The organism is Erysipelotrichaceae bacterium 66202529, from assembly GCA_017161075.1.
Lineage (GTDB): Bacteria > Bacillota_I > Bacilli_A > Erysipelotrichales > Erysipelotrichaceae > Clostridium_AQ.
The window spans coordinates 3,829,350-3,841,716 of record CP046174.1 but is presented as its reverse complement, the minus strand read 5'-3'; the positions used below and the strand labels follow the sequence as shown (position 1 = coordinate 3,841,716).

The following is a 12,367-nucleotide window of genomic DNA, read 5'->3' as shown; positions in this document are numbered from 1 at the left end:
TGTATGTTAATATGAAAACAGATTCCCATGAAGCTGCATGGAAATCTGTTTTTCTATATAAGGATGTGTGCTGTATGTGAGAATGTTGGATATATGCAAGGTATTTCAATATCCAGCGACTTCTGATAAAATCTTCATTCCTGCTGGAAGAAGCGGTGCCTTAGCTCGTTAAGATGTATGAGAATAAGGCTTTTTCAGGATTGAATAGGAGGTTGCTGCAGCATCCATGCTTTGCCGCTTTTTCAATTTCCTTGATAAGCTGCTTTGGATTTATTAGAACACAGCTGGAATCTGTTTCTATACCCAACTGTATGAGCTTCATGTTATCTCCGCTTGCATAGGCTGTTTCCAAAAATTGCTCAGCAGTCAGCGTCGGATCGATTTGCAGGCATAGTGCATACATACCTGCCATCCAGGGAGTTGACCAGCTAAAACCACCACGTGCAAAGTGGGCATAATCCTGCGTGGATAAAGGTCCGGCAGTTGTTCGATTATCCATTGGAGTGAAGATGATCTTCTGTGTTTGAAACATGGCTTTGTTCTCCTCTTTGTTTAAAAATTCAGGAAGACCATAGGATGAACTTTTCTCAGGGTCAGCTAAGCTGCTTCTGCCTGCTTGCTGCAGCCGCTTACTGTAAGAAGCAGAAAGCTGAGCATGCTTGATATGATTTTTTTCATTTTCTGTACGCATTATCTTTCCTATAGATAATTCACCTTTCTATGTGACTTTTGATGATTACAGAATCGTATGCTGAAGCAGCTATAGAGCGTACAATTACAGGGATTGGTTCTCTCTCTTTATCATACCATTCGTTTATGTGTCTTACAAGACTGTCAAAAAGGTAAACAGGATGTATGCTCTGCAGGAACATAAGAACGTGTACACGCCTATGACACAGGTTTTTATTCATCAGTCAGATGTGTTGTAACACCTAAATACAAATATCTATATGAAAATAGAAGTAACGTCATATAAATTGTTTATGAAATAGTATTTTAAAATTATTCATACAGGATTCAGATTTTTTATACACTATCCTATTTCCGGAACTTGTGTTTCCTTTAAAATATGGTATACTAACAATATTCTATTGGAGGAATGTTTATGGATATTCGTGGTTTTTTTGCTGAACTGATCTATATACTGCCTGCTGTTGCGATTGCACTTTCCGTACATGAATTTGCACATGCATTTGTTTCCTATAAGCTGGGAGATGTTTCGCAGAAGGAGCGCGGCAGACTTACCTTAAATCCCTTGAAGCATCTGGATCCGTTTGGTACCCTGTCTCTGATTTTCTTTGGCTTTGGATGGGCAAAGCCGGTGCAGGTGGATCCTTATTATTACCGTAATAAAAAGGATGGCATGATTTGGACAGCTATGGCCGGACCGCTGATGAATTTTATTGTCGGCTTTCTGATGGTTATCCTGTATATGCTGTTCATCCGTTTTGGTTTGCTTTATAAAAATCAGGTTACTTATTATTTATTTCAAGTAATTGGTACAACGGCATCTATCAATGTCGGTCTTGGAATTTTCAATCTGATTCCTATTCCACCACTGGATGGTTCAAAAATCCTGATGGGTGTTTTAAAGGAGGAAACCTATTTCAAGCTGATGCAGTATGAGCTGTATCTGTCCTTTCTTATGATATTCCTGCTGGTCAGTGGTGTTTTAAATGGCCCGTTGATTCATGCAAGAGAGGCTATTCTGGATGTGTTTGTAAAGGTGGCAAGCATGATTACCGGGCTTGGTTAAGAGAATTTGTTTTTTAGTGTTACATAGAATGCAGAGCATGGAAGCTGTTGCATACATTCAGTTGAAAGTCATATTACACCCAATAAAAGGGTGTATTTTTATAATACGTGCTTCTCGGATTTAATGCGAATGCTTTTTAATTATGCCGGTATTTTCGCTTAACTGAATAATCTTAGCAGGTCTTCATTAGAGAAAGCATGCTTCTCTTATAATAAAAAGGGCATTTTTCATGCCCTCTTTTCTATATTTAACCGCAAATGTACATGTGTGTGTAGTATCAGGAAGTTGAATGCAGCGTACACCTGCGTTAAATACCTATCTTACTCTACGGTAACAGATTTTGCCAGATTCCGCGGCTGGTCAATTTCACATCCGCGAAGCCGTGCAATTTCATATGCTAATAGCTGCAATGGAATGACGGTCAGGATTCCCTGAATCAGCTTATCCACCTTTGGTACGACCAGTACATCATCGTAATAATCAGAAGCGATATCCAGATCATCGCTGATCAGCAGCAGAACATAGGCACCACGTGCTTTTACCTCTTTGATATTGCTGATTGTTTTTTCATACAGATCCTCATCCGTTGCCAGTGCGATGACCGGTGTTCCTTTTTCAATAAGAGAAATCGTGCCATGCTTCAGCTCACCTGCCGCATATGCCTCAGAATGAATGTAGGAGATTTCCTTCAGCTTCAGACTGCCCTCCATGGACAGGGAATAGTCCAGCCCCCTGCCGATAAAGAAGACATCGTTATGCTCATATATTTTCTTTGCGAATGCTTTGTACTGGTCGGAAGCGATCAGCTTCTGCATATGCTGTGGAAGCTCCTTCAGCTCCTTTGTTATCCGTGATGCTTCTGCTTCCTCAATGTTTCCATGTACATAGGCTAGATTACAGGCAATTAAAGACAGCACAGCGACCTGCGTACAATATGCTTTCGTTGTGGCGACACAGATTTCCGGGCCTGCTTTTGTATATATGACAAAGTTCGCCTCTCTTGCAATCGTGGAACCGACAACATTGACGATTGCCAGTGTATCCACATCATGCTCCTTTGCAAGCTGCAGCGCTGCGATAGTATCCGCAGTTTCTCCCGATTGCGATACCAGAATCACAAGTGTGCTGTCAGTAAAAATCGGATTTGCATACCGGTATTCACTTGCACATACACAATCCACATGGATACGTGCTTTCGTTTCAATCAGCGATTTGGCAATCATGCCGGCATACATGGCGCTTCCACAGGCAACGATATGAATATCGTTATACTTCGCTAAATTTGGCATCGTATTCAGTAAATCCTTCATATCCACCTGCATTAAAGAATCAATGGTCTTTTTTACAACCTCTGGCTCCTCATGAATCTCCTTCAGCATGAAATGCTCAAAGCCGTCCTTTTGAATGTCTTTGATATCCATATCCGTAACAAGAATGTCACGCTTAACAAATTCTCCGCTCAATGTCTTGATAACAATACCCTCACTGCTGCAGCGTGCGATTTCTTCATGCTCCAGAAGCAGATATTTATTTGTATACTTCAGAAAAGCAGAGATATCGCTGGCCAGAAAGGCCTTATCACTGGCAACACCGAGTACCAGCGGTGAATTTTTACGCATTGCATAAATCGCATCCTGTTCGTCCGCAAATATAATGGCAAATGCAAAGGAGCCGCGGAAATGCCGGTACGCACAAGACAGTGCCTGCTGTTTATCCTGCTTTAGAAAGTAGCAGTAATCAATATAAGCACAGGCGATTTCACTGTCTGTATCACTTTGAAAGGTATAGCCTGCGTTTTCCAGTTCCTTCTTTATTTCATTATAATTCTCTATGATTCCATTGTGAACGAGTGTTGTATTACCGCTTTGGTGCGGATGAGAGTTGACTTCACTCAGCTCTCCATGTGTTGCCCATCGGGTATGAGCGATACCTACCTGTCCGTCAGCCATATTCATAGCCTGCATTTTTTCTTTCAGAAAGCTGACCTTACCCTTTGCTTTGACGATGCTTACAGTTCCATTGTTTACAACGGCAACACCAGCAGAGTCATAACCTCTATACTCCAGAGCCTCCAGGCCCTCAATTAAAACACTATTTGAGATATTGCATAATCCCGCATAGCCAATGATTCCACACATAAGTTTTCCTCCGTTTTCGTTCGTTTCGTCTTTTATGATAATTTTTGCATACTAAAAAAATGTTTTACATGAAGTATCATGCTGATTATGATTTCAAAATTTTGATAAGGCATGATAAAAAGAGCAGTAAATCTTAAATGATGGTATAAAAACGTGTGATGAAATCAGTTTTGTAGCATATGATCTTGCTTTTGTCTGATATCTTTCGATCCACACATGACCGTAACAGTACCCGCCGAATCTTTCGATAACTGTTATCCTCGTCAGCCCGTAGGCTCAGGCGCTTATTACTATATTCCTTTTGTCCCTCCCTGAAACATAATAACTGTTACTAGTATACTATACTTTCATGAGAATGCAACTTAATTTTTTTATAAATTTAACTTCAAAAGGAGGGAGATTATAAAAAAGAATCTGTGCATGCTAACACAGATTCCCTGTTCATAATCAGATTACGGGAGCAAGCAGTACCTTACCGGTTCCACGATATACATTTACCAGACCTTCTCCGGATGCCGCAGAACCAATCAAAGTTTTTCCTGATCGTTCAACTGTAAAATCCAGAGAACCGCTCCAGGCGATTGCCATATTGCCGTCAATTTTTAAAACATCATCTTTCAATGTGATTTCAATCAGCTCTTCACGAGGACAAGGCGCTTCCAGACACAGAATGCCGTTTCCTGTAATACCAAGATTGAATAAACCTTCATTGCCGGCAACGGCTGAGGATAGATTGGATCGCATAACAGCCTTATGCTTTAAGGCTGAATCACAGGCAAGGAAGAGCCCGTCGTCGAGTACAATAGAACCGTTCCACTCTGCGACATCCACAAGGAGGATGTGTTTATAAGTCGGCTCAAGAACCATGATTCCATCACCCTTATATTCAGGCTTGATTGCGGATTCTCCTGTCACCTTTCCCCGTACAGCCTTGCTGAATAAATCTCCAACACCCTTCACACCTGTGGTTGCATTCACATTACCCGCCATCCATTGCATTGCACCTGCCTGCAAGGTGATGTGAGCTTTGCTTAAATCACAGATAACCTGACGCTTTCTGACATTCATTTCATTGCAGAAATAAGCCTGCTGTGCATCTGAAGGCATGACACTGAGATCCCGTATATACTCAATTACGGTAAAAGGCCCCAATTTCGCCAGTGTTCGAATATCATCATTATTTGTAAAATTTTCAATTTGAAACATAAGCAATCCTCCTGTTTTTAATTTAGTAAAGCATGCTTCTAATAGAAGTATAAAATATTAGAATAAACATTACAATATAAAATCCAACCTTCATCTACATTTTTATGAAATTGTAAGCTATGTATACATACGACGGAGTGTTCCTTAAAACAGAAGCTAGCTGCTTTTACTTATGAAAGGAATTAAGATAGTGTCTTTGATTTAGCTGCTGCTTTAAAATTGGAAGCATTCTCTGTTCCTTTTTCATATCTTGATGAACTATAAATTTATGATGCTATGTATATATCGTGTTTTAGGTAATTTGAATAGATGCACTCATAAACAAGGATAGAACCACAACAATACCTAATAGCAGTATTGATAGATTTTTTTAAATGCGCATAACAGATAACGCGCTGCATTGCTTTTGTAAGCCTCATCATAAGCCTTAGCATCATGATGTTACAAAGAATATTTACTGAATGCTCAGGTCAAATCTTATTTCAGGATGCTTTCATCAGCTGTTTTCATACGCTCATTCCATGTATAGATACATTCTTATGATAGTATAAAGCTGATAAATTAAAATCTATGGATACAGAAAAAGAGCTGAAAATTTACAGCCCTTTTGTTTATGGATGGATATTACTTTTTTAAGAATGATGCAGAGCTTGTAAAATGGAAGGTCGAATATCTTCTTCAACGTCCAGTATATTCATAGCATCCATTGCACTGACGTTAATTCTCTGCATCAGCTTTTTTACGTGAAGAAGAGTTGCTTCCACTTTTCCCTCTGTCTTACCCTCGGCTTTTCCCTTTAATAAGCCTTGCTCAATCCCTCTTTGTTCAATAAAATCACTGAAGTTGCACATATTCATGACCTCCTTATCTAACTCTCTCTCCATAAGTATACCATACCCCTTCTGTAATTGTTCCTTTTTATCCTCTACAGCGAGATTTTTTATAAACAATATTTTTAACAGCTCCAGCAGCCTCTGCTTGTTCTCATCCATATGCTCCAATGCATACGGTATAGCCTTTCCGTTACGAACAGTTTCCTTTTTTGGATACACCATGACTGCAGTTATCAGGTCGTAGTCCTCCTTCGCTGCATGCCATATGTTTGTTTCACATGTTTCCTGTATCTGATAGGTATTGATAACATCATTCTTCTGATTGTTATGACCGATGCAGATCCAGATGGAACAGACCTTCTTGATGCTGCCATAATCGGAATGCTGAAATCCATCCTTAGGATGCTTCTGCTTTGCCATCAGTCTGCCGCAATAATACAAGGCACGCTTGATCAAAGGATAACCGGGATCATCCCTTGCCTGGCTTTCCAGATTGATAATCATGCGAAGCCTCTTTTCTGTCGAAGTGCCTTTACCTGCTTTCTTCTGTTTGAAAGGTAGCATTGCTTCAAACTGGATATCGTATTTGATCTGTGATCCCGGTATGGACTCATCCGTAACCTCTATCTGCTGATCATGAATATGTTCGCACTCTGCTGTATTCTTTATGGAAGACATTTCAATATAGGAAGGTATGTCTTCCAGTGGAATATCTGCAAATTCCGGAATGCAGGCCTTCATGACATAGGCGAGAATCTGTTTATTTGATAACAGCCTTTTACAATACATATCGTATGTCTTTTTATCATTGTAATGGGTGATAATAGATGCAGCCTCTGTATATTTCTTCATAATTATATCCCTTCTTTCTCAGATTGCTATCTATGCTTCAGGAATATAATCAGGCGGAGCTCTTGTTCTGCTATTGTTTTCGTTGACAGGAATTTGTGCAACGAATTCAGGGCTGTTAGTGCCGCCGACAAGCGATGCTCAACTGCAGCCTTTTACACAGGAAAAGTGAAGAATACACTAGAAAACTATAAACATAAGAAAAAACGCTACAAGCAGTCTGTTGAAGTATGGAAAGGCCGGGGCTTTTGCGTATGTAATACACGCGGATGAATTGTGTTTCCTATAAATTTACTCATGGGTCAGCCTCTCCTTTTTTTGTATCTACAGTGTAGCATAAATTCTATTGAAAATATAGTAAACTCCTGGAATCAGAGTTTGAAAAGGAGGGAAAGAATGCTCTTCCTTCAGGGTGAGTAAGCAGGGTGCGGTATTTCCTATAGAGATTATAATTTAAGCAAGCTGAGAAGGGGGAATACTATCCGTCTGCTGTGCAGGGGATATTGGTATGCGAACAGCTTTTTCAGCTGCCTCTTTTGTATAAAGCAGTAAGCTTCGTGTATATATGCTGATTACATGTAAAAATGTTTAACATACATGTTAAAAGTGTATTTATAAATTTGAGTCATGAAATAACATTGCTATAGCTTACAATACCCATAAAGTAGTATCGGCTTCAGCTGCTGCTCAATTTTCATTACTTGTCTTTTTGTGACAGCACAAGTTTTGTGAAATACATATAACAAGAATAGGTTAAGATGTATAAATAAATACGATTTTTCTGTCTGTAATGTATGCCTAAAAATATAACCTTTGATTTTATTCAGCAATCTTCCATAAATTGGCAAGAAAACGCTTGCATTTCCTTTCCTGTCCTTGTATTATATGGTATAGACCAAATGGTATATACCATGTGGAGCCATGACTTGGGAAACCTTGTGATGGATGCTGCAGTCCAGTATCAGAGCTGCTGCAGCTTTACGTAAAGAGAGGAAAGAGACAAATGAAAAAAATGTTATTTATGGGTGCTTTAGCACTGACGATTGGAACGTCTATGGTTGCGGGAACTATGGCGGTTTACACTCATGCAGATACACTGGCCGGAAGTAAGAATGATACGGTCAGCGCAAAGAGGTTTTATATAAACTCCACAGCAACGAATGATATCAGCATAAAGCTGGCACCGGGTAACGAAGAATTCTGGGATTTCCACGTGACAAATTATCAGGGAGATATCGTTACCGAGGTTCCGATGGATCTAAAGCTGAAGGTGGATTTGAAGGATGCAAAGGCACTGCCGGATTTAGTATGTACGTTATATCGCGTAGATGGCGATAAGGCTGTTGCACTGGCAAGCGGAACACGAAAAGATGGAAGCACAGCGATTGAATTAGAGAAGCTCGGTGAATTTGCCGCTAACGATAAAAAAGACAGCACCTATAAGCTTGGCTTCTATTGGAAGGATACAGCCGGAAGCAATGATGCACTGGATACGGCAATAGGCAGTGATAACGCTATTAAAGATGACGGACAGACGAGTCCGGGAGATAAGCTATCCAGTATTTCTGTAACAGTAACCGGAACGCAGACCACGGATGCACAAACCTTAAAGGATATGAATCAGCCGGAATATAAGCCTGCTAATAAATAAGTAAGGAAGATTCAGGACTATGAGGCAGGATGTGTATACCAGCGAAGCACAGCTGCAGGCAATGCTGGACGAACTGGCGCATGCACATGATCTGGACAGTAAGGCACATACGCGTATCGCCAGAAAAAAGCTGTTTAAGCTGATTGGTAATCTGGCAGGTGTGCTTATCATTGCCTTTCTGTTTATCACATGGCTGCAGGTGGAGGATGCAAGAAGCAAGGGAGAGGTACCAACCGTATGCGGTTATCAGATATATGAAGTGAAAACCGGCAGTATGGTGCCAACCATTCCTGTAAAATCCCTCATCCTCTCCCGCATACCAAAGGACGCGGCAAAGCTGCAGATTGGAGATATTGTCACCTTTCAGGATGATGGGGTAACCATAACACACCGTATTGTGGAGGTGATACAGGAAAACGAATCGATTGGCTATCGTACCAAGGGAGATAATCCCGCTAATTCTGTAGACCCCAATATTCTCACACCGGATCGTATACAGGCTGTTTATGTGATGAAGCTTCCCTTCCGGTTCACATCGGAAAGTGATTAGGTGATTGCTATGGAACAAACAAAGAAACGCTCTCAGTGCGTACTGATGGAGCATGTCGGCTCCATGGAATATTATCAGAGTCCACAGCAGGAGCCGAAGCAGGTGTTTTCAGATATTAACTTCGAAGCATTGGAGGGTGAGGTATGGGCTGTCCTTGGCACCAGTGCGTTTGAGGTGCGCTTGCTGCTGGAGATTATAGCGAATGCAAGGCCCTATAAGGATGGCCGCTGTGTACTGGCGCAAAAAGGCATGATGCGCAAAAAGCGAACCATCCTTCCACATGTATATTATATAGGAAGTACGAATATGCTGTTCACCAATATGAATGTGCTGGAATACCTGATGTATATCACAGCGCATGAACAGGAGGATGCGGTTATCCGGCAAAAGCGTATTTTGGAAAAAATCATTGCGCTGAACATGGGCTATGTCGCATTATCTGTTATAGGTAAGCTCACACCGTCTGAGCGCTCTGTGGTCACACTTCTTGTATCTCTGTTCACGGAAAGTAAACTGATTATTTGGAATCTGGCACGGCTGGAATACGATGAACGCAGTCTTTTGGCGATTGCCGCAATCTGTGAAGAAATCCGGAAACAGAAGCGGACGCTGTTGTTTTCCACATTTGATGATCAGCTGATTGAACGCTGTGCAACACATATCGCTCCACTGTATGATGGAAGGCTGTTATATACTGGAACGGTAGAATCCTTTGTACAGACCTGGGATCATTTGAGTACGATTATACAGGATGCGCATATTACAGCGATTCGAACTACAATAAAAACGGCACACAGCGACTATACCATTCTGGAACAGGATCAAACGCTATATGTCTGGGATCAGGAACAGAAAACGGATACCTATCACAGCATCTGGCAGGTGCTTACCAAGCATCAGCTATATCCGGATAGCATCTGCCGCCATCCGCCTTGTGTGAAAAATGCCTGGAAGGAAATAAGAAACCATCATGATTTACAACCATAATATAATTACAAAGGAACAGAAGCAGGCGTTTGTGGAGCGGAAGGAGAGCCGCAATAAGATATTCTTTTACGGAATCATTGTAGCCCTCTTAACCTTTTCCCTGCATTTCATGCTGCAGACCCTGACACGCAGCGTACTGTCCACAGCCCTGCCGCAGCTGATGATGCCAAGCTACTTTTCCACACTGTCTCTGTATATCGTCATGGCCTTTATCCTGTATACGGCCTACATGATTCGCTATTATGATTTTCTGACGTATGCGGAAATTTCACAGAATAAATGGTATACCCTGGCAAAAAACGGTTATGCGCCTCATCGCATGATTGTGGTCAAGCTGCTGATGCGCTTGTCCGAGGTGATTACCTACTATACCATTGGCTTTGCGGCTACGCTGTTTCTGACCATGTTTCTGAAATATCCGTTTGTTGTATCATATATGCTTCCTTTATATATATGTGGACTGATTGATTTGATTTTTCTGTCCCTGATTACCATGAGTGCCTCCTTGTTTATCACTCGTCAGAAAAATGCACGTTATGTAATCATCATCAGTGCGGTATGCATCTGGATGCTGCGTCTGCTATGTGGCTATTATCATTTGATCAGCGATCGTATATGGATGAGCACACCTGGCAATTTATTCGATTTATCACAAAGCTTTTACCTTATGTACTTTATCATTATGATCATCATTTGTAGCCTTGTGGTTATCATTCGTGCGAAAAGAATTGCCCAGTATACCAATTTCCCGTTTTATGAGCGGGATATGGATATGGGAGAGGATGTGAATATCGTTGTTCTTCAGGAGGATGGATATCGTGAGGTTAAGGAGCAGTATGTACGCAGACAGCGCAGAAAGGGAATGGATACACTGGTGAATCTGGTAATGGTTCTGATCATTACTTGCGGCGTAGCGATCAATATATTTGTGCTGTTTGTATCCTTATCCTCTCCAGAGCGGGAAACCAACTTCTTTGGAGTGATACCGTTTGTTTTCCACACGGAATCCATGGAGCCGCAGATTATGTATAATGATCTGGCGTTCTTTGACGCAATTGACAAACAGGAGCCATTGCATGTTGGACAGAGTATTTTGTATCATGAGGATGACAAAGCGCAGGTCGCCAGCATCAAGAAGGTAACGAAAGAAAAGCTTTCCGTTGATATTTTGAAGTATACGGATGCTGTGAAAAAAGGCGCCTATGAAAAGGTCATTGCACGTGATGCCGTTTATGGACGCTACAGCGGTAGAAGCCGATGGCTGGGCGCAGTGATTTTGTTTGCCAATACTGTGCTGGGAAGACTTATTCTGCTGCTAATTCCTGCGTTTATGCTGTATTACTACAAACCGATTCTCGCCTATTTGAAAAAGAAAGGGTTCATTACAGAGTAAGGAGGAATGTGAATATGAGAAGCTACGCAATGCTTGCTGTTGTTCTGCTGTGTGCGATTGTGTTATCCTCTGTTTCGGATACCTCTGCGATCTATACACATTCCCAATCCTACAATGGCGAGCTTACCCTTCACAGAGAAATAACGATTGATGATTTCTTTCATTATGAAATGGTGGATACCGTGGCAAACAGTACCGCAATCTATGACAAGGAACAGAAAAGCATAATCCTGCAAAATGAAGCAGGAGCGTTCATTCAGCATACCAAACTGCCAGCGAAGGGAGATTACATGGCCACTGTGGAGCTGACATCACTTACGCCGGATGCCCTGCAATCAGTAGCCTTTCAATTCGGCGGCTCTGCGAGTGTGACCAGTGAAGGCGAGGAAGACAGGACGAACTATACCGCGATGGGAAACATTCTGAAGTTTGAAGATAATGGGGATCTTGTGATTATCAATCAGGGCTTTCAGAAAAATATAAATCAGCATGATCAGTATGTGGAATATTCCAACAATCAGGTATATCATCGAATCTTACAGGCCGATTTGCCTGCTTTGCATAGCTGTCCGGTTACGCTTCGTGTATTTGTGAAATATAATAGAGATAATGAAAACTGCGCCATTTACATTGTCATCAATGACAAGCTGTTAAATGAGGATGCTGTGATACCGGCAGGCAGGGCAATGAATACCCAGTTTGCAGATCAGGTGGGATCCAATCAGATTATCACCGGTGTATCCTCTTATGGTGCCGGCAGGCAGGTAACCTTTACAAAGCTGAAAATCGAACCATGGGATGGGGAACGAAGCTCTGTTTATTAAAGCAGGGCTTTTTTTGACAGTAGAATTGAGGAAGGAGGCGAATGAAGACCTGGCAGCTAAAGCCCGATAGCCAGACATAAGATTGGCGGAATATCGGACTTTTCATCATGAATAGCTGTATATTTCTATCTTTTTACTAAATATGGAAGCATTCTGGCAGAGCTGCTGTAATAAATTACA

10 protein-coding genes are annotated in these 12,367 nt (G+C 41.4%); 6 read left to right on the top strand and 4 right to left on the bottom strand.

Translation table 11 applies throughout. From position 1 onward, the window contains the following. Window positions 1–160 precede the first annotated feature (160 nt). The gene (locus GKZ87_18115) at window positions 161–532 is read right to left on the bottom strand and encodes a hypothetical protein (protein QSI27267.1); all 372 of its coding nucleotides are present in this window, start codon (window positions 530–532) and stop codon (window positions 161–163) included. A gap of 573 nt (window positions 533–1,105) precedes the next feature. Between GKZ87_18115 and GKZ87_18110 the strand changes: the two genes are divergently transcribed. Continuing rightward, a complete protein-coding gene (locus GKZ87_18110) occupies window positions 1,106–1,756 on the top strand; it encodes a site-2 protease family protein (GenBank protein QSI27266.1) in 651 nt (216 codons plus the stop codon). 320 nt (window positions 1,757–2,076) lie between these two features. On the opposite strand, the gene glmS is transcribed toward GKZ87_18110, so the two are convergent. The 3 genes from glmS to GKZ87_18095 form a co-directional block, all read right to left on the bottom strand. Beyond that, on the bottom strand, window positions 2,077–3,894 hold the full coding sequence (glmS, locus tag GKZ87_18105) for a glutamine--fructose-6-phosphate transaminase (isomerizing) (protein ID QSI27265.1): 1,818 nt from the start codon (window positions 3,892–3,894) through the stop codon (window positions 2,077–2,079). Between the two features lie 447 nt (window positions 3,895–4,341). Beyond that, window positions 4,342–5,100, bottom strand: a complete 759-nt coding sequence (locus tag GKZ87_18100) for an AIM24 family protein (protein ID QSI27264.1) — start codon at window positions 5,098–5,100, stop codon at window positions 4,342–4,344. 632 nt (window positions 5,101–5,732) lie between these two features. Continuing rightward, window positions 5,733–6,791, bottom strand: a complete 1,059-nt coding sequence (locus GKZ87_18095; protein QSI27263.1) for a hypothetical protein — start codon at window positions 6,789–6,791, stop codon at window positions 5,733–5,735. Between the two features lie 994 nt (window positions 6,792–7,785). Here GKZ87_18095 and GKZ87_18090 point away from each other — a divergent pair. From GKZ87_18090 to GKZ87_18070, 5 genes are read left to right on the top strand one after another with little or no spacing between them, the layout of a single operon-like run. After that, complete coding sequence (locus tag GKZ87_18090; GenBank protein QSI27262.1) at window positions 7,786–8,433, top strand: hypothetical protein; 648 nt, start codon at window positions 7,786–7,788, stop codon at window positions 8,431–8,433. Between the two features lie 19 nt (window positions 8,434–8,452). Beyond that, window positions 8,453–8,983, top strand: coding sequence for a signal peptidase I (locus tag GKZ87_18085; protein QSI27261.1), 531 nt, complete (start codon window positions 8,453–8,455; stop codon window positions 8,981–8,983). Between the two features lie 9 nt (window positions 8,984–8,992). Beyond that, a complete protein-coding gene (locus tag GKZ87_18080) occupies window positions 8,993–9,970 on the top strand; it encodes a hypothetical protein (protein ID QSI27260.1) in 978 nt (325 codons plus the stop codon). Next, complete coding sequence (locus GKZ87_18075) at window positions 9,954–11,363, top strand: hypothetical protein (protein QSI27259.1); 1,410 nt, start codon at window positions 9,954–9,956, stop codon at window positions 11,361–11,363. The genes GKZ87_18080 and GKZ87_18075 overlap by 17 nt, the downstream gene beginning before the upstream one ends. Before the next feature lie 14 nt (window positions 11,364–11,377). Further along, window positions 11,378–12,187, top strand: coding sequence for a hypothetical protein (locus GKZ87_18070; GenBank protein ID QSI27258.1), 810 nt, complete (start codon window positions 11,378–11,380; stop codon window positions 12,185–12,187). The last annotated feature ends 180 nt before the right edge of the window (window positions 12,188–12,367 follow it).